Origin of the sequence: Pseudomonas sp. TMW22091 (assembly GCF_022496705.1) — a bacterium.
GTDB classification, from domain to species: Bacteria; Pseudomonadota; Gammaproteobacteria; order Pseudomonadales; family Pseudomonadaceae; genus Aquipseudomonas; species Aquipseudomonas saxonica.
This window is the reverse complement of sequence record NZ_SCFI01000003.1, coordinates 50,701-72,175: the sequence shown is the minus strand read 5'-3', so window position 1 is coordinate 72,175 and position 21,475 is coordinate 50,701. Positions and strand designations below refer to the sequence as shown.

Here is a 21,475-nt window from a genome sequence, read left to right as displayed (position 1 = left end):
GCCCATCAGGAACCATGATGCCTAGCCAGTTCCCTTCTGTCCGTCCCCGCCGTCTGCGTCGTACACAAACACTGCGCGACCTGTTTCAGGAAACCGAATTCAGCCTGAACGATCTGGTGCTGCCGATCTTTGTCGAAGAAGAGATTGACGACTTTGTACCCATCACCAGCATGCCGGGTGTGATGCGCATCCCCGAGTCGAAACTGGCCGGTGAGATTGAGCGTTATGCCCGTGCCGGTATCAAATCGGTGATGGCTTTTGGCGTGTCACACCATCTGGATGCCACCGGCAGCGACTCATGGCGTGAAGACGGGCTGGTCTCGCGCATGGCCCGCATCTGCAAGGATACTGCGCCTGAAATGATCGTGATGAGTGACACGTGCTTCTGCGAGTACACCTCCCACGGCCATTGCGGTGTCATGCACGATCACGGCGTTGACAACGATGCCACCTTGATCAATTTGGGTAAGCAGGCGGTTGCGGCAGCAGCAGCGGGGGCCGACTTCATCTCGCCGTCGGCCGCGATGGACGGTCAAGTACAGGCCATCCGCAGCGCGCTCGATGCGGCCGGTTTTATCGATACTTCAATCATGGCGTATTCCACCAAGTTCGCATCGGCCCTCTATGGCCCGTTCCGCGAAGCGGGTGGCAGCGCATTGAAGGGCGATCGCAAGTCATACCAGATGAACCCGCTCAACCGTCGCGAAGCCATTCGCGAGTCGCTGCTGGATGAGCAGGAAGGCGCAGACGTACTGATGGTCAAGCCGGCCGGTGCTTACCTGGACATCATCCGTGACGTACGCGAAGCGTCGCGCCTGCCATTGGCGGCGTATCAAGTGAGCGGTGAGTACGCGATGATCAAATTCGGTGCGTTGGCCGGCGCTATCGATGAAGCCCGTGTGGTGCGCGAAACCCTGGGTTCGATCAAGCGTGCGGGTGCGGACATGATCCTGACCTACTTCGCTATGGATCTGGCGTTGCAGGGGATCTAAGCCCCCCACGCCCAATGTGCCGGGTCATCGACGATGGCCTGGTGCATTTCCAGCACTTTGGGTATTTCCTGCTTCAAGAACTCGACCCACGTTCGCACTTTGGCATCCAGAAAGCGGCGAGAAGGGTAGAGCGCAAAGATGCTTTTTTCGTGCAGTCGGTAGTGTGGCAGCACGCGTACCAGTGAACCTCGCTGATACGAATCCACGGCCACATAATCGGGCAACAAGCAGATTCCCAGGCCGGCTTGCGCCGCCTGTGCCATGGCCTCGGCGACGTTGACCTGAAACACATGCCCCGGACGAATTGACTGCTCGCCGTGCTCATCGCGAAAGGTCCAGCTGTCGGTGAACAGCGGGTCAACAAGGTGCAGGCATCGATGCTGGCTCAGGTCTGCGGGCGTTTGTGGCACTCCGTGACTCTTCAGATAGGAAGGGGCTGCGCAGATCACGCTGCCGATGCTGCCCAGCGGCTGGCCAATCATTTCTGAATCGGGCAGATCCCCCGACAACGTGATCACTACATCGTGGCCTTCTTCCAGCAAATCGGGTTGGCGTTGAGAGAGCGTCAAGTCAATGTTGACCTGCGGGTAGAGCTTCACATAGCGGGCCACCAAGGGCGCGAGTAGTTGAATCCCCAAGCCCGTGGTCGATTGCACACGCAAGTGCCCGCGCGGGATCAAGTGAGCGCCAGCAGCTTCGGCATTGGCATCCTCGATTTCGCCGAGAATCAAACGGCATCGCTCCAGGTACCGTGTGCCCACCTCGGTCAGTGCCAGACGTCGGGTGCTGCGTTGCAGCAAACGCGCCTGCAACAAGGATTCCAGCTCCGAGAGCAAACGTGAGGTCTGCGCTGTGGAATAGCCAAGCGCCTGTGCCGCAGCCGTGAAGCTGCCGGTCTCGACTACGCGTACAAACACGCGCATCGCCTGGTGAATGTCCATGCTGATAATGACTCCGCACATTAGCTATTGTTTTGTGGCGGCGATAATTACACAGACTGTAGAAAGATGCCGCTTTCCCGAGAATGTTCTTGCACTGTTTCAGTGCAAATTGGCGCGCGGCCGCATGATGAAGTGCACACGAATGCTTAATGGATCACAACTCGAATGTGTGCGTGTAAGAAAATTCTACTGCACGGAAAAGCCTTAGCGTGATCAAGCACTTATTTATAAAAAATACCCTAAATTAGGGTAGGAAATGTCATTGAAAAATGTGAGATTAAGACTTTAATTAACCAAGGGGTGATATCAGTATGATATTGCCCGTTTGTTCAGTCAGGTGATTGATTTATTAAGGCGGGGACTTTTTTAGCTGTTTCCCTGTCAGACATGTACTTTAATTTGCTTGCCCTTTTCTTTTCCAGAACAGCCAAGCTCTGAACGTGCCAAAACGGTTCACACACAGGGAGCTATTTTTGAAGACTACTGAACATCCGCGTGCTGACGCAGAAATTGATGTGCTTGACCTGTTTCACTCGTTTTGGCAACAAAAGGTATTGATAGCAGTCACCACGGCCGCCGTGGCGGCCATTGCTGTGGGCTATGTGCTCGTCGCGCAACCCGTCTACCAGGCCAGTACCCTGCTGCGCCCGGCAGCGATCAATGAGCTTGATGCCCTGAACCGCTCTGAGGTGTACACCCTTCCTCCCTCAGACGCGTTGCTCAAAGTGGGCGCAGCACTGGACTCATACGAGACGCGTCTCAATTACTTTCGCGCTCACCCGGAGTTGTTCGAGCCGCTGCAAAAAAAGGGCATGACGCCTGAGCAAAGCTTTGAGATTTTTAACCGAGATGCCATTAATTTGATTCGCCCTGACCCCAAGTCAGGCGACTTGAGTTCTTTTTTAAAGTTACAGCTGACTTACCCGGATTCTGTTAATGGCCCGCAAATCCTTAACGGTTTTGTTGAATACGCGATCAATAACCAGCGTGCGCAAATCAGTGCGGATCTAAAAGTCATTATTAATAACCGCTTGCGCGAACTGGATGAAAAAATCAACGCTGCACGTTCTGCCTATCGTTCGGACAAGGACGCCGAAATTGCCGGTCTGGTAGAAGGCGACACCTTGCAAACGGCAAAGCTTAAAGATGAGCTAAAGGCTCTGCGACTGCAGTTACGGACTGAACGGTCAGATCGTATCGCACAGTTGCAAGAGGCTATCGCTATTGCCAACTCGTTGGGTATCACCCAGCCGACGACGCCATCCGCGATGGCCGCGGCTACACAAGGTACTTCTTCACGGGGTATGCGCACCGAGATCACCTCACAAGCTCTGCCCCTGTACTTTATGGGCAGCAAAGCCCTGGAGGCCGAGCGTGCAGCTTTGCTCAAGCGTACCTCAGACGACTTTACCAACGAAAAAGTGTCGGATATCGCCAAAAAATTGCAGATGCTAGAGGTCAACCGCCAGGTTGAAATGCTCGGTAAGCGTACGAACGAAGATCTGTTTCTTAAAAATATCGAGCCGCTGCGTGCCGAGGTTGCCCGTCTGGGTGGCCTGAATACGGACATGAGCCGGTTGGGTCTGGCCAGCATTGATCGCAAGGCGCAAACGCCGCTGGATCCGATCAAGCCGAAAAAGGGCCTGATAGTCGGATTGGCCGTGGTACTCGGCTTGCTGTTGGGTTTCGGTATTGCAACCGTGCGCTATTTTGTCAGGCAGCGCCGCGAGACCCTGTAAGCCATAGACTCAGACCAACACTGCTGCCGACTTGACCTGTGCCCAGAGCGTTTGGCCTGGGTGCAGGCCGAGTTGGTCGCGCGAGTAACGGGTGATACGCGCCAGTAGCGCACTGCCATCGACGTCCAGGCGAACCAGCACGTGGGCCTGATTGTCTGTCCCCGTTTCGCTGATGACAGTGGCCTGCAAGCTGTTGAGAATGCTGCTGTGATCAATGCGATCAAGGCTCAGGCTGATATCGCGCGCTTGTATTTTGATGCGCATTGATTGCCCGATCGCCAACCCCTCGTGCGCAACTTTCAGCTGCTGGGCACTGTTAGGCAGTTGCAGGGTCAGCAAGTGATAGTGCGCATCAAAGGCCGCCACTGAGCCTTGAACGACGACGCCAGCGTCATCATCGAGCGCGAGAGGCAAGTCCAGTCGCGCCAATGTTTCGCCTATAGGGCCGCTGGCCAACGCCTTGCCCTGACTGAGCACGACAATATGATCTGCCAGGCGTGCGACCTCATCCTGCGAATGACTGACGTAGAGCACAGGAATTTCCAGCTCGGCGTGCAGGCGCTCGAGATACGGGATGATTTCGCGTTTGCGTTGGCTGTCCAGTGCTGCCAGCGGCTCATCCATGAGCAGCAGCCTGGGGTTGGTCAGCAGGGCACGGGCGATTCCGACCCGCTGGCGTTCGCCGCCAGATAAATGCGCCGGCGTGCGTTGCATCAGGTGTGCGATGCCGAGCAACTCGGCCGCATGATCGAGGTCAACCTTGCGATCATGTCGTGGGATACGCTTGAGCCCGAACTCCAGGTTGCCCCGCACGGACAGATGCGCGAACAGACTGGCCTCTTGAAAGATGTAGCCCAAGGCACGTTTGTGTACGGGTACAAACGTGCGCTGTTGAGTGTCTTGCCAGATTTCACCATTGATCTGCACCAATGCGTGCCTGGCCCGCTCAAGCCCGGCGATGCAGCGCAAGCAGGTGGTCTTGCCCGAGCCTGAGTGTCCGTAAAGCGCTGTGACACCCTTGCCCGGTAGTTGCACGTCGATATCCAGCTCAAAACCGGGGTAATTCATTTGCAGTCGAACGTGTATCTGCGACGTCATACTCAGCTCCAGGTGCTCTGCGATTTGCGACTTGAATAGAGCGCCAGCAGCACCAGAAAAGAGAACACCAGCATTGCTCCGGCCAGCCAGTGCGCTTGTGCGTATTCAAGCGCTTCGACGTGATCGTAGATTTGCACGGAGACTACCCGTGTTTTCTCGGGAATATTGCCGCCTATCATCAGCACAACACCAAATTCACCCACCGTATGGGCAAAGCCCAAAATGGCGGCCGTGACAAAGCCCGGTCGTGCCAGCGGCAAGACGACGGTAAAAAAGCAGTCCCACGGGTTGGCCCGTAACGTTGCCGCGACTTCAAGCGGCCTTGGGCCGATGGCCGTAAATGCGTTTTGCAAAGGTTGCACGACAAAGGGCATGGAGTAGATGACCGAGCCAATGACCAGCCCGCTGAAGCTGAAGGTCAATGTTCCTAAACCCAACATTTGCGTCAGTTGCCCGACGTAACCGTGCGGGCCCATTGCCAGCAACAGGTAGAAGCCGATGACGGTAGGCGGTAGCACCAGGGGCAGGGCGACGATTGCGCCGATCGGGCCGCGTAAGCGTGACCGGGTGTGCGCTAGCCAAAGGGCGATTGGAGTGCCGACCAGCAACAAAATGACGGTGGTCAAAGACGCCAGTTTGAAGGTCAGCCAGATCGCAGAAAAGTCGGCACTCGAGAGCGGCATTTACAGTTGATAGCCGTAGGATTTGATAATGGCAGCGGCTTTAGGGCCTTTCAGATACTCCGTCAGCGCCTTGGCAGCAGGGTTGTTCGCGCCTTTCTTGAGAATCACTGCATCTTGCTTGATAGAATCGTGCATGGCCTCAGGGATGATCCAGGCGGAGCCGCTGCTGACCTTGCCATCCTTGTAAATTTGCGACAGGGCTACAAAACCCAATTGCGCGTTGCCTGTCGAAACGAACTGATAGGCCTGCGTGATGTTCTGGCCTTCAACAATCTTGTCTTTGACCTTCTCGGTCAGGCCCATCTTGTCCAATACCTGCGTGGCAGCCAACCCATAAGGGGCTGCTTTGGGGTTGGCAATAGCCAGGTGCTGGTAGGTGCCATCTTTGAGCACATGACCCGCCGGGTCGACGAAGCCGTCCTTGGCGGACCACAAGGCGAGGGTGCCCACGGCATAGGTAAAACGTGAGCCGGGGACGGTATCGCCTTCTTTTTCAAGTTTCTCGGGGGTGCTGTCATCGGCTGCCAAAAACACCTCAAAGGGGGCGCCGTTTTTTATTTGCGTATAAAACTGGCCGGTGGCGCCATACGCAGCGATCAGCTTATGCCCGGTATCTTTTTCGAAGTCGCTGGCAATGGCTTGAATCGGTGCCGTGAAGTTGGCTGCCACAGCCACTTGCACGTCATCGGCGCAGGCGGTGCCAACTGTGAAGCTGGTGATCAGTGCCGCAAGCACAGTGGGGGCAAACAGGCGAGCGCGAACGTGCATGACAAAACTCCATGTAGAAAAGAGGGCAGCCCGGCGTTATTGCGTTGTCGGGGCGCTAGGAAGATAAACGGTATAAAAACAAATTTATAGCGTTTTGCACCCTGCAAGCTGCAGCGTGCGACTCAACCTGCCTTGCGCAGGGTGATATTGAGTCGTTGCTCACCCAGCAACGGATGATGGCCGGTTTTAACCGGCAGTACACCGTGATAGCGCAAGCGGTCGACACCGCCCCACACCACAATGTCACCGTGAAACACCGAGATGCGTTGAGCCGTATCGCTGCGTGAAAACCCGCCGAACTGAAAGACAGCGGGTAAACCCAGAGAAACTGACACGATAGGGGCGTCAAAGCACCGCTCGTTCTTGTCCTGGTGCAAAGACATTTTTGCCCCCGGACAATAGGTGTTGATCAGGCACGCGTCGGGCACAAAGGTGTTGAACCCTGCGGCACTGGCTGCAGCTTCAGCCAGTGCCAAAAAGACCTCAGGCATGGCTGGCCAAGGCTGTGCGGTCAACGGATCAACAGAGCTGTAGCGATAGCCCTGGTGGTCGGTTGTCCAGCCCAGGGCGCCACAACTGCTAAGGCGTGCCGACATCGTGTAGCCACCGGGTGTTTGCATCTGCCGAAAAGGCGATTGGCGCAGCACCGGTGTCAGTGCCGCCAGCAATGAGTCGACCCATGGCAAAGCAAACCCGCGCAAAACGACGGCTTGCTCGCCGATACGATCAAGCCGGTCAGGTTGCTGCAGGTCATGATCGGCAAAAAGGTCGAACGTCATGTTTAGAGAGGCTTGCTGACTTTTACATCAGTGATCTTGTCTTCAGGGGCGTGCATGCGCTCAAGCTTTGCACGCGCTTCTTCATCACATTTTTGGCTCAGCTGCACAAACTCGAAACGACGTTGGCCGTTAAGTGTGTATTTGATGACGTATTTTTTTGTCTCGGAAGGTGTGTTCACGCTATTTCCTGTATTTAAAGGCTATGGGCGTCAGGCTTAGCGTAGCTTTGAGCTGGAGCGACGGACGATTTTAATGGTCGGCTGGAAGCTAGGCTTGCGGGTAACGCTGATCGCACGGCTGGTGACGGTGTCGATGGTAATGTTCCAGAAACCTGTGCTCGGCGCCGTGATGCGGGCCGGGAAGTCCTTGAACGCACCACCGTGATACGAATGACGCCCGCCATTTTTGAAGCTGCGAAAGTGTGCGTCGCTCATCAGTCGAATGTTGCAAGGCTGGGAGCATTCGATGACGACGATGTCGTCCTCGTTCAAATGCTCGCGCTGGTGGATAAACTTCATGGGTGCTCCAATAAGGGCTGCTGTTGCTAAAAAATCAGCAAGATAACATGTGCTTTAGTACTAACAGGGGTCTAAAGGCGCTTATTATGCCGCGATGCGATATTTCTGACGTAAAATCCGGACAAATCGCCACAGCAGAATCTTTATTCCCTCTATCAGGGAGAAAATTCGGGAATTTACGGTCGTAAGATCTTTAACGGAGGACATGTATGAAGTGGGGCGTTTTGCTGGCGATGCTGGCTTTGGGTGGCTGTGCATCAGTTACGGATATTGAGCAGACGTTACCGACCATGAGTGTGATTTCAGGCAAGAAGCCTGATGCGTACGCTCAGTGCCTGGTGCAACAGTTGTCGAAGACACGTAAGGCACCGCAGATTGAACCGCATAAAGAAGGGTTACGAATCATCGTCCCGCAAAAGTTGACTTCCAATCCGACCGCCGTGATTGATATCGAAGAGCGTTCGGGTGGCAGCAGTATCAAGGTTTACGAAAGCATGTCGAATGTACCTGTTCGACCAGGTGACATTCGCAAAGCCGCAACGCACTGCATTTCTGGTTAACCAGACCTCCATCAAGCTCTGTCAGGGCTTTGAGCCTGACGACTGCGCCACGCAGCGTCAGGCCTGCCTGATGACCCCGTCTTTACTTGCACACGACAACAATATTTCGGCTGTTGAAATTCCCTACATCAACGCCGAGGGTCTTGTCGCTTTCCTTGACCGCAGGTGAGCCGTCTGTCCCGACAATTGAATAACCGGTGCCTGCGCAAGACGCGTCAGCTTTTTCGTAGCACTTGGCCCACGACATGGCTTCGCCAGAACAGTCTATGCTCAAACCTTGTTTGCCATCGGCCAAGTAGGTGTTAGATGCAGTGGCACAGCCGCCAAGCGCCAGAAGTGCGAGTAGTGTCAGGGCTTTTTTCATTGAGGGTCATCATCAAAAGTGAGAGGTCAGGATTTACTTTTGCCTTTGCGGGCGGGTGCTGCGGGCTGATCCTGAAACACAGAAGCCACCTCGATGGCGGACTGTTCTGAGGTAAAAGGGCCGGCCACGTTTTCATCTGAAGCATCGGCAATCCACCATTGGTCATTGCCGTCTTTCTTGATCAGGTAACCATTGATGGTATTAGTTGGGGCTGACATGGAGCGTAGGCCTTATTGACTGGGAAATTGAAGCAATAATAGCGCCAATTACTCATCGCAGGCGGCTTATATGGCAGGTTGCCCGTACCGATGAGCAGACCGGGGGGCAGCGTCATAGGTTCAATAAACCCGTCCTGAAGATGAAAAATATGTAATAAATGAACTAACTGGCACTAATTTTCTCTATGAGGGATCAGTTTGCTATCAGGGGCCATTGTAACGCTGCAGCCGCCTGATTAGACTGCGCCAAATTCGAACGTACAGCCCTTTAAAGGACTCATATGATCAAGAAATGCTTGTTCCCAGCAGCCGGTTACGGCACTCGCTTTTTGCCAGCGACCAAAGCCATGCCTAAAGAAATGCTGCCGGTGGTGAACAAGCCACTGATCCAGTACGGGGTTGAGGAAGCACTGGATGCCGGTCTGAACGAAATCTCCATCGTGACAGGGCGCGGCAAGCGGGCACTCGAAGACCACTTCGACATCAGCTATGAGCTGGAAAACCAGATCAAGGGTACTGACAAAGAAAAGTACCTGGTCGGCATCCGTCGTCTTCTGAGCGAGTGCTCGTTCTCGTACACCCGTCAAACTGAAATGAAAGGTTTGGGTCACGCCATTCTGACTGGCCGCCCGCTGATCGGCGACGAACCCTTTGCCGTCGTATTGGCCGATGACTTGTGCGTTAACCTGGAAGGCGATGGCGTGCTGACGCAAATGGTCAAGCTGTACAACCAGTACCGCTGCACCATCATCGCCATTCAGGAAGTTGATCCGGCAGAAACCAACAAGTACGGCGTTATCGCCGGCGATTTGATTGGGGATGACCTGTATCGCGTACGCAACATGGTCGAAAAACCGGCACCGGAAGATGCGCCTTCGAATCTGGCCATCATCGGTCGTTACATTTTGACCCCGGACATCTTTGAGCTGATCAAACAGACCGAACCGGGCAAAGGTGGCGAGATCCAGATCACCGACGCCCTGATGAAACAAGCGCAAAATGGTTGCGTTATTGCCTACAAATTCAAAGGCAAGCGTTTCGACTGCGGCGGCGCTGAAGGCTACATCGAAGCGACCAACTTCTGCTTCGAAAACTTCTACAAAACGGGCAAAGCTTACTAACACCGCCTGTGTTGAGTGTGTTTCAAGACTAAGCCACCTCCGGGTGGCTTTGTCGTTTGTTAGCCTTCGGCAAGCCCGGCGCTGGTGAATCGCGCCGGAGCGATTATGCTGTTGGACTTCCTGGGAGAGCGAAATGGCCTACGAATTTGATTTGTTTGTAATTGGTGCAGGTTCGGGCGGCGTGCGTGCGGCCCGTTTTGCAGCGGGCTTCGGTGCAAAAGTCGCTGTGGCAGAAAGCCGTTACTTGGGCGGTACGTGCGTCAATGTGGGCTGCGTGCCTAAAAAACTGTTGGTGTACGGTGCCCACTTCGCTGAAGACTTCGAGCAGGCGTCGGGTTTTGGCTGGAGTCTGGGTGAAGCGAACTTTGACTGGGCGACACTGATCGCCAACAAAGACCGTGAAATCCATCGCCTTAATGGCATCTATCGCAACCTGCTGGTCAACAGTGGCGTTACCTTGATGGAAGGTCATGCCAAGATCACCGGCCCGCATGAAGTGGAAGTCAACGGCCAGCGTCATACCGCCAAGCATATTTTGATTGCCACGGGCGGCTGGCCGCAGATTCCCGAAATACCCGGCCATGAGCACGCGATCAGTTCCAACGAGGCATTCTTCCTTAAAGAACTGCCCAAGCGAGTGCTGGTGGTAGGCGGTGGCTATATTGCCGTGGAGTTTGCCGGGATTTTCCACGGGCTGGGTGCCAAGACGTCCTTGCTGTACCGCGGCGAAATGTTCCTGCGTGGCTTCGATGGTGCGGTGCGCAAACACTTGCACGAAGAACTGACCAAGCGGGGCATGGATGTGCAATTCAATGCCGACATTGCACGCATCGACAAGCAGCCTGATGGCAGTTTAAAAGCCACGCTCAAAGATGGCCGTGAGTTGATGGCCGACTGTGTGTTCTATGCAACCGGACGGCGTCCGATGCTGGACAACCTTGGCCTGGAAAACACCGGCGTCAAACTCGATAAGCGCGGTTTTGTTGAGGTCGATGAGCTGTATCAAAGTGCTGAGCCGTCCATTCTCGCTATCGGCGATGTGATTGGTCGCGTACAGCTTACGCCGGTTGCTCTGGCTGAAGGCATGGCCGTGGCACGGCGCCTGTTCAAGCCTGAGCAATACCGTGCAGTGGACTACAAGATGATCCCGACAGCGGTGTTCAGCTTGCCCAACATTGGCACAGTGGGGCTGAGTGAAGAGCAGGCCATCGAAGACGGGCACAAGGTGCAGATATTCGAAAGCAGTTTCCGCCCCATGAAACTGACGCTTACAGAGTGTCAGGAGCGCACCTTGATGAAACTCGTGGTCGATGCCGACACCGACAAAGTGCTGGGCTGCCACATGGTTGGGCCAGAGGCGGGCGAGATCGTGCAAGGTTTGGCGATTGCCTTGAAAGCAGGTGCCACCAAGCAACACTTCGACGAAACCATCGGCGTTCACCCCACGGCCGCCGAAGAGTTCGTGACCATGCGTACACCGGTCAATCGTTAATCCTGAACAGGCAGTGTGTGTGTCCCCTGGTGTGTCAAGGGGACATACGCCACGCTATTCCATTCACGGCGATGCACTAATCGGTCGCCGTTGTCGGGCTGGCTGACAATCACCTGATGATCCACGCTCAGGTAACCCAGGGGCAGGGGATCACCACTGCGATATTGAGTGAATATCAATGTGCGCCGGGGGTTGAAATGCTGGCCACTGGTTTTATCCAGCCAGGCCATAAAGTGCGCACTGTCTGCTCCCTGGTCAGGTACCGTCCCGGCTTCAACAAAATAGAACGGTTCGCCCTGATTCTGCACATACAACGGCAGCTTGTTATCAACGTCGATCATCACCATGCGCCATTGATTCCAAGGCGCTAGCTTTGATGCTTGTGCCTTGACCTGCTGCCCGAACACGGCTATTCCGCCCCCTGCATTGGACCATGGGTAAAACCCCGCGAGTACAGCCAGCACGAGCGCGCAGGCTGCACCAAGACCTATCTTCCAGCCCTTGGTCAGCCCTTTGCGCTGCGTTACCCACCAGGCCGCCAGAAGCAGGGCAAAGGGCACCAGCGGCAGCACGTAGTAACTGCGCCGACTGCCGCTGGCCGTAAAAAATACAAACAGTAGCAACAACGCCCACACCAGCCAGCGAGCATTGGGCTCCAGGTGTCGCCATTGGCGCACCGCAGCCCAGAGGCCGACTAACCAGAAAGGTGCCCACGGCAAGGTGTAGACCGGCAAGTAAATCAGGTAGGTGTAAACAGGTCCCAAATTGTCGAAAGGCTGGAAAAATCGCACCACGTTTTCACGCAATACCAATGCTAGGCCGCTTTGGCCATAGGTCGCAGTGCCGTAGACGTGTGAGAGCACAAACGGCAACAGGTAGACTGCCGCGGCCATCACCACGGCCATGCCCAAACGTCCGTTGAGGTGGCGCTTCCAGCGTTGTTCACTGAGTAAATGGGGCAGCAACACAAGGCCAGGCAGGATAAAACCGATCAGGCCTTTGAGCAGAGATGTGACCGCCAGTAGCAAGAAGAACACGCAGTACCGGCTCAACCGCGTGTCATCAGGGCCGCGCCAGTACCACCAAATAGCCGCCAGCAACCCGCATACGGTCAGGATGTCGGCTGTCGCGACCCGCCCCCAAAACACAAAGTAAAACGTGCTGGCCAGCATCCAGCCTGCGATCAGGCCGGTGTCTTTTCGAAACAGACGCTCGCCTATCAAGTACACCAGCCAGATACTCAGCCACGCAGCGATGACTGAAGACAAACGCAGCGACCAGTGATTTAAGCCACCCGTCAGCCCTGCTGCGGCGGTGATCAACCAGTACGAGGGCAATGGCTTGTCGTAGTACGGCGAACCCATGAGATAAGGGTCCAGATAGTCGCCGCTCTGTATCATTTGCAACGCGATATTGGCCCAGCGTGTTTCCGGCCCCCAGAGTTCCCGTGAACCCAGCCCCAGTAACAGCATCAAGGCCGATACGCTTAACAGGAGCAGCAAAGCGTTGTGTTCATGGCGCCAATGTTTGATTGCGTTCATGCCGCGCACCGTAGGGCTTAACAACTGTTTTTCTTGCACGAGAAGGTATCCGTCCTGACCTGACAGTGAGCTGAATCGAGTTCGCCTTGCACCCTAGAGGGCTCTCTGTAGATGACGGGTGATGAGGATGTGAAAAATACGCAGGTCTTTAAGTCGCATGAGACGATTTGTCGCATGCCGCTCGCATTGCCCGGTTTTACTGGCTGTTAGTAACGCGACGCACTAAATAAGGGCATACCCGCCGTGCGGTAAGTTGTTGAGAGTGGTAAATTCGCCCCCCATGTAAAGGTCTACCCCACAGCAATCGTACGCATTAGCCCCCTTGGGTCGAGCCGCGTACACACCTGCCGCGCATTGCGCAGGTTCAAGGCTTCTGAATGCAGTCGAAGTCGCTTAGAGGAACGATGACATGAACGAATTACTGACTCGCCGCCACGTGCTTGCAGGCCTTGGCGTGCTCAGTCTTGGTTTACTTTCGGGCTGCGACATGGGCAGCGGTTTGTCTTACAAGTACGCAAAAGATCTGAGCAACGAGATTCTCGGGCGCAAGTTCAAGCTGCGTGACGTGGATGGCAACGAAGTGATGCTGGGCAGTTTCCGCGGAATGATGCCGATGATTTTCTTCGGTTTTACTCAGTGTCCGGCGGTCTGCCCGACTGCACTGGCGCGTGCGGCACAAGCCAAGAAGTTGATGGGCCCGGACGGTGACCGCTTGCAGGTGGTGTTCATCACCCTGGACCCGGAGCGGGACAAACCTGCCATGCTCGATGCTTACGTAAAAGCCTTCGATCCGACCTTTATCTCGCTGTCCGGCACGCTGGAAGAGACTGCTGCCACGGCGAAGGAATTCAAGGTGTTTTACGAGAAGATCCCTACCGGTTCGTCGTATACCCTATCGCACACGGCCACCAGTTTTGTCTTTGATTCCCGTGGTGTATTGCGCATGGGCTTGTCGCCATCGCTCTCCGCCAAGCAGTGCGCCGAAGACCTGCTGACGGTGATGTCAGTCTGCTGATTTAACGTCCTTTGAATGAGCCAATACCATGAAAACTGTTAAGTATCTGATGTTGTCGTTACTGGGCATGAGCCTGCATGTGTCTGCACAAACCGTGGTTGATGATGCGTGGGTGCGCGCTACGGTGCCCGGCCAGCCGTCCAGCGGTGCCTTCATGCACATTACTGCCAACACTGACAGCAAGCTGGTAGAGGTCAAGTCGCCAGTCGCCAAAACCGTGCAAATTCATGAGTCGAAGATGGTAAACGACGTGATGAGCATGCAGGCTGTTCCTTCAATCGCTTTGCCGGCGGGTAAAACCGTCAACATTGAACCTGAGGGTTATCACGTGATGCTGATTGACCTCGTGGGCCAGATCAAAGAGGGCGATCATGTACCGCTGACCCTGATTGTCGAAGACAGTAAAGGGGCCAAGGAATCGATAGAAGTCCAGGCGCAGGCGCGTGCTTTGAACACCATGCCGATGCATGACCATCAGCACATGCACTAAGGCGTGACGCCGGGATTGTGTTGCCGCTGACGAAGGCTGCGATCGAGCGCGCAGCGGTCGCAAAATCAGACCACTCGCAATGTCAGGATTTACGACGGCTTCGCCGCCGGACGCAGCCTGCGGCAGCTGCTACAAAGTTCTGCGCCGAGTCGCTGACGTAACCTGTAGCCGCTGACGAGGAACGAAGGCTGCGATCGGCGATGCAATCGTCGCAAACGCGATGAACTCGGTATTACTGATAGATCGGATGTTCGCCGCCGGACGCAGCCTGCGGCAGCTGCTACAAAGTTCTGCGCCGAATCTCTGGCGTAACCTGTAGCCGCTGACGAGGAACGAAGGCTGCGATCTGCGATGCAATCGTCGCAAAGGCGATGAACTCGGTATTACTGATAGATCGGATGGAGTGGTTTGCGACGGCTTTGCCGCCGGACGCAGCCTTCGTTCCTCGTCAGCGGCTACAGGATTGATGTGCTACATGATCACAATTGAACAGGTCACTTCAACCGACGTCCCGCAAACGCGGGACTTTGTGCTAGAGGCCCGTGCCGCGCTGTTTCCCAAGTTGAGTGCCAGCGGTATGCCTGCCGATCTGGCTCATTTTGAACAGACCTATCTTCAGGGCGAGGGCTGCTTTCTGATTGCGCGTCAGAGGGGTCGCATCGTCGCCTCGATTGGCTATGTGCCCTATGACCATCGTTTCGCACAACTGGATTACCGAGGTCTCAAGGTGGTTGAGGTGGTGCGCTTGTTTGTGCTCCCGCAGTGTCGCCGTTCAGGGGTAGCGAGAGCGCTCTACGATGCATTGAAAGCCCGTGCAGTCGAGGCCGAAGTCGAGCTGATGTATCTGCACACCCACCCGTTTCTGCCTGGCGCCATCGAGTTCTGGCGTCGACAGGGTTTTACCGTAACGGATGTAGAGGACGATCCGCTCTGGCAAACGACCCATATGCAGTGCCGTTTGCCATAGCCCGTCAGAAACGGCCGGTTAGCGGGTATTCAATGGCCAGGCGAATCTGGTCCGTGTCCAGTTCCGCTTGCGCGGTATTACCTCGATGAACGTTGTGCCGCAGTGAAATGACGGCCCCCTTGGCGCTACCGCTTTGCACCACATAACGCGCCTCCAGATCACGTTCCCAGTGTTTGCCATCCTTGCCATAACCTAAATACGCATAGCCGCCTTTGGGGTCTACATGGCTGCCGTCGATATGGCTGCCACGCACATAGGCTGCGCTGAACACCAGCCCGGGCAGGCCCCACGGGGTCATGGCCAGGTCGTAGCGAGCTTGCCACGATTGCTCGTTTGGCCCGTTGAAGTCAGACAATTGCACGGCATTGGTGATAAAAATTGCGCCCCGTGTCACGTAGTCAAATGGCGTGTCGCCGTGCACTTTCTGGTAGCCGAGGCTGAAGTTATGTGGGCCGTGGGCGTAGGTGCCAAGCAAACTCCAGGTGGTGTTGTCGATAGTGCCTGACAACGCCTTGCCTTCATCGGTGGTGCGATACAGGTTCAGATTCAGCGAAAGGGACTGGTTGTCATTGATGGCCTGACTGAACACGGTGCCCAGGTACTGCTGGTTCCAGGTGTCTTCATAACGAGACGTGTACAGGCTGGCCGTAAGATTCTTGGCCGGGGTGTAGACCACTCCGGCAAGGTCAAATGCATCACCTTTTGGCCCGTTCGAATAGTTCACCACAAAGCCCTGATTGTGGCTGCTGGCGTTGCGGTCAGTGCTCTCGGTAAAGTGCCCGCCAACCATTTTCAGGGCATTGAACTCGTTGCTGGTAACAAATACGCCGGTGGCTGTCTCGGGCAGCAGACGGCTGTCGGACGAGCTGAACACCGGGGTTTTGACGCGCTGCTCACCGTAAGACACCACCGTGTTGGACAAGCGCAGCTTGACCGCTGCGCCGCCCCGGCCGTAATTGTCTTTGGGGTAGCCGTCGTTATCCAGCCCCAGCAGACGGGCCTTGCCCGCACGGCCGCCACCGCTGTCCAGTTTTAGTGCCAGATAGCCGTGAGCATCAATACCGACACCGATAAGCCCTTGGGTAAAACCTGATTGCAGAGTGCCCATTAATCCGTAGGCCCATTCCTCGGCATACCCGTTGCGCTCGGAGCGTGGCTTGTAGGCATTGCGTGAGCCACTGTTGCGGGCACCGTGGCGATATTCGCGATGGTCATACACCGTGCGGTTTAGCACGCCCCAGGTGCTGTCTTCGATAAAACCCTTGGCTTGCTCCTGTGCCGACTCAGCCAATGCCAAGGGGCTGGCAAGGGTCAGCAGTAGCGCGGAGCGTGAGTAGAGGCCGGTCATTGAGCCGCCTGCTGTTTATGCAATGCAGCGGTCATGCGGTCCAGTGCACGCTTGGGCAGGGTTGCGGGCAGTTGGGGGGCTTGCGCGGCCGGTTCGCCGACCTGAATCAGCATCACCATGCCCATGGCCAGGTGCGGAATGCATTGGATGCCATAAAGCCCCGGGACGGTAAAAGTCTGTTCAATTTCCTCGTTTATTTTGCCTTTGAACGCTTGCGCCCCTTCAGGCAGTAGCTCCGGCAAAGTGGCGGCGTTATGGCCGCTCTGTGTGGCGACGAACTTGACGGTATCGCCGGGCGCTATCTGTAAGTAATCCGGCTCATAGACCATGCCGGCTGTTGCGCTACGGGTGAGCATTTTCACTTCATGGGTTTGGGCCAACGCAGATGAACAGAGCAGGGCAGCACTCAACAGCACAACAAGGGAAGAAATACGCATCGTGGTTTATCCATAAAAGGTTCAAGAGGGGCGCAAACGCAGAATCTTGGCCCCGTCAAAAGGGTCCGTTAAATAATGGGCGTGCACGCCAAATGTGGCGTGCACGCGTTGAGGGGTCAGCACATCACAGGGTTTGCCCAGAGCCACCAGATGCCCCCGTTCCAGCACCGCCACCCGGTCGCAACTCAGTGCCTGGTTAAGGTCATGGAGAGCGATCAGTGTGGTGACGGACAACGTCTGCACGGTCTTTAAAATAGTCAGTTGATGCAGGATGTCCAAATGGTTGGTGGGTTCGTCCAGCAGCAGAATGTGCGGGCGCTGGGCCAAGGCCCGGGCAATGTGAACGCGCTGACGCTCGCCGCCCGAAAGATCGCGCCAAATCCGCTTGCGCAGGTGGCTAACATCCACATCGCGCAGCGCTTGCTCGACGATGGCAGTGTCTTCGACCGACCAGGGGCGCAGCGCCGACAGCCAAGGTGTGCGGCCCAGTGCAACGGCATCGAACACACTCAGCGCGTCGTGGGTATCGGCCTGTTGCTCGACCACGGCCAGTTGCTGCGCAATACACCGCCGGGCCATTGCCCGCAGTGGCTGTCCGTTCAACAGCACCTGGCCCTGACTGGCTGGCCGTAGATTGGCCAGCAGCTTGATCAGGGTCGATTTACCCGAACCGTTCGGGCCGACAATGCCCAGCGTCTCGCCAGCGCGAACCTTCAGATTGATACCCTTTAGCAGCACGCAATCGCGCACCGCGTAACTCAGGTCGTGGCAACTCAGCACCGTACGCTCATCCGTCATCGGGCACTCCTGCGGCCTATCAGTATCAACGCAAACACCGGTGCGCCCACCAGTGCGGTGACGACACCGACGGGGATCACCTGCCCCTTGATCAGGGTGCGCGAAAGAATGTCTGCCGCGATCAGAAACAAGGCGCCACCCAGTGCGCTGGCAGGCAACAGCCGGCCATGGCCCGTGCCCAACAGCAGGCGCGCTGCGTGGGGGATTACCAGGCCGACGAAACCGATGGAGCCGACAATGGACACCATCACGGCCGTGATCAGCGCCGCACAGCTGATCAGCAGGAACTGCACGCGGCGCACCGGGATACCCAGTGAGGCGGCGGAATCACTGCCAAAGGCAAAAGCATCCAGCGCCCGGCGATGCCACAGGCACACCGCCAGCCCGGCCACAGCCACGGGTACGGCCAGCCACACCGAAGGCCAGCGCACGCCGCTGAGATTGCCCAGTAACCAGAACATAATGCCGCGCGCCTGTTCGGCACTGGCCGATTTGGTGATCAGAAAAGCGGTGATGGCGTTGAACAGTTGTGAGCCCGCGATGCCAGCCAGGATGATTTGGCCGGTTCCGCTGGCGGGGCCGCTGGCACGGGCCAGCAAAACCACCAGTGAAAAAGCGGCTATGGCGCCAGCAAATGCCCCCACCGACAAGCTGATCGCCCCGGCACCCAAGCCCAGTAAGGCAATCAATACTGCACCGGTTGAAGCGCCGGCAGAAATGCCGAGCAGATAGGGATCGGCCAGAGGGTTGCGCAACAGTGACTGCAGCACCACCCCGCAGGTGGCCAGCCCGGCACCGCAGGCGGCCGCGACCAGCGCACGGGTCAGTCGGTAGTTCCACACAATGCCTTCATCGATCGGGTCCAACACGTACCCGGCGCCCCACATCTTGTTGGCCAGCACTCGTACAACCACGCCCGGCTCAATGGCGGTTTCACCAATGGCTACCCCGGCAAGGATGGCCAGCACCAGCATCGCCAGGGACGCACACCAAGGCATCAACCTCACACTCATTGGGCCGCGTTGCTGTTATGAATAGCGTTTGCCAGTGTTTCAAATCCATCAAACAGTCGCAGGCTGGCCTGCATGGCGTCAGCATCGAGAATGATGATGCGATTGTTTTTGACCGCATCCATGTTGCGAGTCACTGGATCAGAGCGCAGGAATTCGAGCTTTTTCTGATAGTCGTCCGCGGGGAAGCGACGGCGATCCATGCGTGCAATGACCACAAAAGTCGGGTTGGCCTTGGCCAGGGTTTCCCAGCCAACCGTTGGCCATTCCTCGTCGGACTCCACCACATTGCGCACGCCCAGCGTATTGAGCATAAAGTCAGGGATGCCCTTGCGACCCGCCACATAGGGGTCGATGTCGAGGTCTGCGCTGGAAAACCAGAACAGCGCGCTGGTGTGCTTCAGGTCTTTGCCCTTGATCGAAGCCAGGGATCTTTCCAGACGCGCGTTGAGCACTGCGTTAAGTTCTTCACCGCGATCCTGTACATCGAAAATCTGCGCCAACTGACTGATGCTTTTGTACAGGCTGTCGATACGGAAGGGTTGCAGGCGTGTGCCATCAGCACCGACCAGATTGTCTTTGCCTTCGCAATCCGAGGGCATCAAATAGGTCGGGATATTCAGCTCATGAAACTGCTCGCGAGTGCCGACCACGCCTTGTGGGCCGACCATCCACTCCAACTGCACGGCGACCAGTTCAGGGCGCTTGCCAATCACTGCTTCGAAACTGGGGTCGTTGTCTGCCAGCCGCTCAACCTTGTCGTTCTGGGCCTTGTACTGGTCAGAGACGTCGTTGAACCATAGAGATGTGCCGACCAGCTTGTCGCCCAACCCCAAGGCATAGAGCATTTCAGTCCCGGCCTGGCCGATGGTCACGGCGCGTTGCGGGGCATGCTGAAATGTCAGCGCGGTGGCACAGTTTTCTATCGTCAGTGGATAGTGGGTGGGGGCGGCCTGAGCCAGGGCAGGCACGCCCAAGGCGGTGGCAAGTGCGGCAACGCGGAACAGCAGCATGATGCAATCTCCATTTGGATCGTACACAGAGCGGGAGCGTACGGCCTGGAAACACATCGTTGAGCACGGATTTTTCAGCCGGGCAAGGACGGTCAAGTGAATGACACGCGCAGCAAAGATGTCCTTCCCGGGCACCCCGCCGGTCAGTAGGTGTTGCTGTGCCGGCAGGTCTCCTGACTGATGCTTCATCGCCCGGCTCCAACCTTCCCGGGGGTGACCCAGTGGCGTTCAAGGAGCAGGCTCAGCACCTACAGTTGCGGGGGCAGTTCCGTTTGGCGCTTTGACAGCACCTCGGATTCCCTTTTAATCCCGTTGGGGGACCGGCGGCGGCATGTTAGACGAACACGTCGCGGATAGGGGAAAAACTCATTGTCAGAAGTATTTCAGCCATGACACATCTCGACGCCGGTTTTTGAGTGCTGCAAACCAGCGCACGGGCACGTAAAGCGCCGCAGCCAGCAACACAGCCATCAGCCAGACGGTGACGATACTGTCGAATCCAAAGTAACTGCCCTGATTAAGACCGAACACCGCGACGCCGATCAGATAAATCATTTTCAAGGCGTATAGATGGAGCAGGTAAAAGAACATGGGCGCCGCTCCAAACACCGCGAGGGTGCGAACCCAGGCACGTTGCTGCGCTCGCTCAAAGGCCAGTAACAGCAGCAGGCCTGCACCCAGCGTCAATGCCAGGAACAGCAGGGAAGGCGGGTACTTGGTGATGTTGAAGAAGCTCATCAGGGTGGCCAGCCAGTGTTCGTGGTTCACCCACGCAGCCTCGCCATACCCATTGAATAATCGCAACAGCACAAAGCCGAGCAGGGCGCCCAGACCTGCCCGCAACAGGTATTGTTGACGCTGGCTGGCCGAGGCGCTGCGTGCGAACCACGGGCCCATGCAGTACCCCAACGTGATCACACCTATCCATGGCAATAGCGGGTACGACGTGCGCAGTCGCAGGTTCTGCGAGAACTCGATCCAGCCGCGATCATGCAGCATCGCCCACGGCACATGCAGGGCTGAACCCTGCGGGAAATGGACTGAATCGAGCAGGTTGTGCCCGCCAATAATGATCAACGCCACTAGCAACAGCAGAGGGCGCGGCAACCATACCAGCGCCGCCAAAGCCATCATGCTGACGCCAATGGCCCAGATCACTTGCAGGTAAATCACTGTGGGGGGGAATTGAAAGGTCCAGGCGAAGTTGACCAGCGTGAACTCCAGCACCACCAGAAACAGCCCGCGCTTGAACAGAAAGGCCGAAACGTCGCGAGTGCCCTGATATTTTTCGCCGAACAGGTACGCCGAAAGGCCCGTCAGCAACACGAATACTGGCGCGCACAGATGAGCGAGGGTGCGGCTGAAAAACAGGCCGGGGTCGGTGAGTTCAATGTTCATCGGGTCTGCGACCTGGCGATGTAAAAAGAATGTTTCGCGCACATGGTCCAACAGCATAAACAGGATCACCAACCCGCGAAGGGCGTCGATGGACAGCAAGCGCTGGCTTGAAGGCGGGGCATGGAGAGTGGTTGTCATTAGAGGGTCACAAACAAGGGGAAGGCGGAAAGACTGTTACCTTATAA

24 protein-coding genes and 1 riboswitch are annotated in these 21,475 nt (G+C 56.4%); of the genes, 8 read left to right on the top strand and 16 right to left on the bottom strand.

The window, feature by feature from the left end; translation table 11 throughout:
- Positions 1 to 17 precede the first annotated feature (17 nt).
- Positions 18 to 992 (top strand): porphobilinogen synthase, encoded by a 975-nt coding sequence (hemB, locus tag EQV93_RS06890; RefSeq protein ID WP_122782712.1) that lies wholly within the window; start codon positions 18 to 20, stop codon positions 990 to 992.
- Here hemB and EQV93_RS06885 read toward each other — a convergent pair.
- Positions 989 to 1,933 (bottom strand): LysR family transcriptional regulator, encoded by a 945-nt coding sequence (locus tag EQV93_RS06885; protein WP_122782713.1) that lies wholly within the window; start codon positions 1,931 to 1,933, stop codon positions 989 to 991. The two genes, hemB and EQV93_RS06885, sit on opposite strands and share 4 nt — an antisense overlap.
- Before the next feature lie 473 nt (positions 1,934 to 2,406).
- Between EQV93_RS06885 and EQV93_RS06880 the strand changes: the two genes are divergently transcribed.
- On the top strand, positions 2,407 to 3,672 hold the full coding sequence (locus EQV93_RS06880; RefSeq protein WP_233609124.1) for a Wzz/FepE/Etk N-terminal domain-containing protein: 1,266 nt from the start codon (positions 2,407 to 2,409) through the stop codon (positions 3,670 to 3,672).
- Between the two features lie 9 nt (positions 3,673 to 3,681).
- Here EQV93_RS06880 and modC read toward each other — a convergent pair whose 3' ends face one another.
- From modC to EQV93_RS06850, 6 genes are all read right to left on the bottom strand, one after another.
- Complete coding sequence (modC, locus tag EQV93_RS06875; protein ID WP_240891206.1) at positions 3,682 to 4,770, bottom strand: molybdenum ABC transporter ATP-binding protein; 1,089 nt, start codon at positions 4,768 to 4,770, stop codon at positions 3,682 to 3,684.
- Positions 4,771 to 4,772: 2 nt separating this feature from the next.
- Positions 4,773 to 5,453: a molybdate ABC transporter permease subunit gene (gene modB, locus EQV93_RS06870; protein WP_122782715.1), complete on the bottom strand. Its 681-nt coding sequence runs from the start codon at positions 5,451 to 5,453 to the stop codon at positions 4,773 to 4,775.
- Entirely contained in the window at positions 5,454 to 6,221 is a 768-nt protein-coding gene (gene modA, locus EQV93_RS06865) for a molybdate ABC transporter substrate-binding protein (protein ID WP_240891199.1), read from the bottom strand. It lies immediately after the preceding gene.
- Between the two features lie 122 nt (positions 6,222 to 6,343).
- The gene (alkB, locus tag EQV93_RS06860) at positions 6,344 to 7,000 is read right to left on the bottom strand and encodes a DNA oxidative demethylase AlkB (RefSeq protein ID WP_146386168.1); all 657 of its coding nucleotides are present in this window, start codon (positions 6,998 to 7,000) and stop codon (positions 6,344 to 6,346) included.
- A 2-nt stretch (positions 7,001 to 7,002) separates the two neighbouring features.
- Entirely contained in the window at positions 7,003 to 7,179 is a 177-nt protein-coding gene (locus tag EQV93_RS06855) for a hypothetical protein (RefSeq protein WP_167654276.1), read from the bottom strand.
- Between the two features lie 36 nt (positions 7,180 to 7,215).
- The gene (locus tag EQV93_RS06850; protein ID WP_003445729.1) at positions 7,216 to 7,518 is read right to left on the bottom strand and encodes a DUF1883 domain-containing protein; all 303 of its coding nucleotides are present in this window, start codon (positions 7,516 to 7,518) and stop codon (positions 7,216 to 7,218) included.
- A gap of 209 nt (positions 7,519 to 7,727) precedes the next feature.
- Between EQV93_RS06850 and EQV93_RS06845 the strand changes: the two genes are divergently transcribed.
- On the top strand, positions 7,728 to 8,078 hold the full coding sequence (locus EQV93_RS06845) for a hypothetical protein (RefSeq protein ID WP_122782718.1): 351 nt from the start codon (positions 7,728 to 7,730) through the stop codon (positions 8,076 to 8,078).
- An 82-nt stretch (positions 8,079 to 8,160) separates the two neighbouring features.
- On the opposite strand, the gene EQV93_RS06840 is transcribed toward EQV93_RS06845, so the two are convergent.
- Both EQV93_RS06840 and EQV93_RS06835 read right to left on the bottom strand, forming a co-directional pair.
- Positions 8,161 to 8,442, bottom strand: coding sequence for a hypothetical protein (locus EQV93_RS06840; RefSeq protein WP_122782719.1), 282 nt, complete (start codon positions 8,440 to 8,442; stop codon positions 8,161 to 8,163).
- Positions 8,443 to 8,468: 26 nt separating this feature from the next.
- Positions 8,469 to 8,660, bottom strand: a complete 192-nt coding sequence (locus EQV93_RS06835; RefSeq protein WP_146386166.1) for a hypothetical protein — start codon at positions 8,658 to 8,660, stop codon at positions 8,469 to 8,471.
- Positions 8,661 to 8,941: 281 nt separating this feature from the next.
- On the opposite strand from EQV93_RS06835, the gene galU reads away from it, so the two are divergent.
- The gene (galU, locus tag EQV93_RS06830) at positions 8,942 to 9,781 is read left to right on the top strand and encodes a UTP--glucose-1-phosphate uridylyltransferase GalU (protein WP_122782721.1); all 840 of its coding nucleotides are present in this window, start codon (positions 8,942 to 8,944) and stop codon (positions 9,779 to 9,781) included.
- Positions 9,782 to 9,914: 133 nt separating this feature from the next.
- Positions 9,915 to 11,273, top strand: coding sequence for a glutathione-disulfide reductase (gorA, locus tag EQV93_RS06825; RefSeq protein ID WP_240891198.1), 1,359 nt, complete (start codon positions 9,915 to 9,917; stop codon positions 11,271 to 11,273).
- On the opposite strand, the gene EQV93_RS06820 is transcribed toward gorA, so the two are convergent.
- On the bottom strand, positions 11,270 to 12,814 hold the full coding sequence (locus EQV93_RS06820) for an ArnT family glycosyltransferase (RefSeq protein WP_240891197.1): 1,545 nt from the start codon (positions 12,812 to 12,814) through the stop codon (positions 11,270 to 11,272). The two genes, gorA and EQV93_RS06820, sit on opposite strands and share 4 nt — an antisense overlap.
- 409 nt (positions 12,815 to 13,223) lie before the next feature.
- Between EQV93_RS06820 and EQV93_RS06815 the strand changes: the two genes are divergently transcribed.
- The 3 genes from EQV93_RS06815 (at position 13,224) to EQV93_RS06805 (ending at position 15,286) form a co-directional block, all read left to right on the top strand.
- On the top strand, positions 13,224 to 13,829 hold the full coding sequence (locus EQV93_RS06815; protein WP_122782723.1) for an SCO family protein: 606 nt from the start codon (positions 13,224 to 13,226) through the stop codon (positions 13,827 to 13,829).
- 28 nt (positions 13,830 to 13,857) lie between these two features.
- The gene (locus tag EQV93_RS06810; protein WP_122782724.1) at positions 13,858 to 14,319 is read left to right on the top strand and encodes a copper chaperone PCu(A)C; all 462 of its coding nucleotides are present in this window, start codon (positions 13,858 to 13,860) and stop codon (positions 14,317 to 14,319) included.
- Between the two features lie 475 nt (positions 14,320 to 14,794).
- Positions 14,795 to 15,286, top strand: a complete 492-nt coding sequence (locus EQV93_RS06805; protein ID WP_240891196.1) for a GNAT family N-acetyltransferase — start codon at positions 14,795 to 14,797, stop codon at positions 15,284 to 15,286.
- 4 nt (positions 15,287 to 15,290) lie between these two features.
- Here the strand turns inward: EQV93_RS06805 and EQV93_RS06800 are convergent, their stop codons facing one another.
- From EQV93_RS06800 to EQV93_RS06775, 6 genes are all read right to left on the bottom strand, one after another.
- A complete protein-coding gene (locus tag EQV93_RS06800) occupies positions 15,291 to 16,634 on the bottom strand; it encodes an OprD family porin (protein WP_240891195.1) in 1,344 nt (447 codons plus the stop codon).
- Positions 16,631 to 17,071 carry a pseudoazurin gene (locus EQV93_RS06795; RefSeq protein WP_240891194.1) on the bottom strand — a complete coding sequence of 147 codons (441 nt, stop codon included), beginning with the start codon at positions 17,069 to 17,071 and terminating at the stop codon, positions 16,631 to 16,633. The genes EQV93_RS06800 and EQV93_RS06795 overlap by 4 nt, the downstream gene beginning before the upstream one ends.
- 21 nt (positions 17,072 to 17,092) lie before the next feature.
- Positions 17,093 to 17,869, bottom strand: a complete 777-nt coding sequence (locus EQV93_RS06790) for an ABC transporter ATP-binding protein (RefSeq protein ID WP_240891193.1) — start codon at positions 17,867 to 17,869, stop codon at positions 17,093 to 17,095.
- Positions 17,866 to 18,867: a FecCD family ABC transporter permease gene (locus EQV93_RS06785; RefSeq protein ID WP_122782729.1), complete on the bottom strand. Its 1,002-nt coding sequence runs from the start codon at positions 18,865 to 18,867 to the stop codon at positions 17,866 to 17,868. The genes EQV93_RS06790 and EQV93_RS06785 overlap by 4 nt, the downstream gene beginning before the upstream one ends.
- 11 nt (positions 18,868 to 18,878) lie before the next feature.
- A complete protein-coding gene (locus EQV93_RS06780; RefSeq protein WP_122782730.1) occupies positions 18,879 to 19,892 on the bottom strand; it encodes an ABC transporter substrate-binding protein in 1,014 nt (337 codons plus the stop codon).
- A gap of 146 nt (positions 19,893 to 20,038) precedes the next feature.
- Positions 20,039 to 20,232: riboswitch (cobalamin riboswitch) on the bottom strand.
- 32 nt (positions 20,233 to 20,264) lie between these two features.
- Positions 20,265 to 21,428, bottom strand: coding sequence for a DUF1624 domain-containing protein (locus tag EQV93_RS06775; RefSeq protein WP_240891192.1), 1,164 nt, complete (start codon positions 21,426 to 21,428; stop codon positions 20,265 to 20,267).
- Positions 21,429 to 21,475 lie beyond the last annotated feature (47 nt).

Bases quoted from the DNA above. Each gene is read 5' to 3' on its own strand.
- hemB (WP_122782712.1), top strand. From the start codon at position 18: ATGCCTAGCCAGTTCCCTTCTGTCCGTCCCCGCCGTCTGCGTCGTACA.
- EQV93_RS06885 (WP_122782713.1), bottom strand. From the start codon at position 1,933: ATGGACATTCACCAGGCGATGCGCGTGTTTGTACGCGTAGTCGAGACC.
- modC (WP_240891206.1), bottom strand. From the start codon at position 4,770: ATGACGTCGCAGATACACGTTCGACTGCAAATGAATTACCCCGGTTTT.
- modB (WP_122782715.1), bottom strand. From the start codon at position 5,453: ATGCCGCTCTCGAGTGCCGACTTTTCTGCGATCTGGCTGACCTTCAAA.
- modA (WP_240891199.1), bottom strand. From the start codon at position 6,221: ATGCACGTTCGCGCTCGCCTGTTTGCCCCCACTGTGCTTGCGGCACTG.
- alkB (WP_146386168.1), bottom strand. From the start codon at position 7,000: ATGACGTTCGACCTTTTTGCCGATCATGACCTGCAGCAACCTGACCGG.
- EQV93_RS06850 (WP_003445729.1), bottom strand. From the start codon at position 7,518: ATGAAGTTTATCCACCAGCGCGAGCATTTGAACGAGGACGACATCGTC.
- EQV93_RS06845 (WP_122782718.1), top strand. From the start codon at position 7,728: ATGAAGTGGGGCGTTTTGCTGGCGATGCTGGCTTTGGGTGGCTGTGCA.
- EQV93_RS06840 (WP_122782719.1), bottom strand. From the start codon at position 8,442: ATGAAAAAAGCCCTGACACTACTCGCACTTCTGGCGCTTGGCGGCTGT.
- EQV93_RS06835 (WP_146386166.1), bottom strand. From the start codon at position 8,660: ATGTCAGCCCCAACTAATACCATCAATGGTTACCTGATCAAGAAAGAC.
- galU (WP_122782721.1), top strand. From the start codon at position 8,942: ATGATCAAGAAATGCTTGTTCCCAGCAGCCGGTTACGGCACTCGCTTT.
- gorA (WP_240891198.1), top strand. From the start codon at position 9,915: ATGGCCTACGAATTTGATTTGTTTGTAATTGGTGCAGGTTCGGGCGGC.
- EQV93_RS06820 (WP_240891197.1), bottom strand. From the start codon at position 12,814: ATGAACGCAATCAAACATTGGCGCCATGAACACAACGCTTTGCTGCTC.
- EQV93_RS06815 (WP_122782723.1), top strand. From the start codon at position 13,224: ATGAACGAATTACTGACTCGCCGCCACGTGCTTGCAGGCCTTGGCGTG.
- EQV93_RS06810 (WP_122782724.1), top strand. From the start codon at position 13,858: ATGAAAACTGTTAAGTATCTGATGTTGTCGTTACTGGGCATGAGCCTG.
- EQV93_RS06805 (WP_240891196.1), top strand. From the start codon at position 14,795: ATGATCACAATTGAACAGGTCACTTCAACCGACGTCCCGCAAACGCGG.
- EQV93_RS06800 (WP_240891195.1), bottom strand. From the start codon at position 16,634: ATGACCGGCCTCTACTCACGCTCCGCGCTACTGCTGACCCTTGCCAGC.
- EQV93_RS06795 (WP_240891194.1), bottom strand. From the start codon at position 17,071: ATGCGTATTTCTTCCCTTGTTGTGCTGTTGAGTGCTGCCCTGCTCTGT.
- EQV93_RS06790 (WP_240891193.1), bottom strand. From the start codon at position 17,869: ATGACGGATGAGCGTACGGTGCTGAGTTGCCACGACCTGAGTTACGCG.
- EQV93_RS06785 (WP_122782729.1), bottom strand. From the start codon at position 18,867: ATGCCTTGGTGTGCGTCCCTGGCGATGCTGGTGCTGGCCATCCTTGCC.
- EQV93_RS06780 (WP_122782730.1), bottom strand. From the start codon at position 19,892: ATGCTGCTGTTCCGCGTTGCCGCACTTGCCACCGCCTTGGGCGTGCCT.
- EQV93_RS06775 (WP_240891192.1), bottom strand. From the start codon at position 21,428: ATGACAACCACTCTCCATGCCCCGCCTTCAAGCCAGCGCTTGCTGTCC.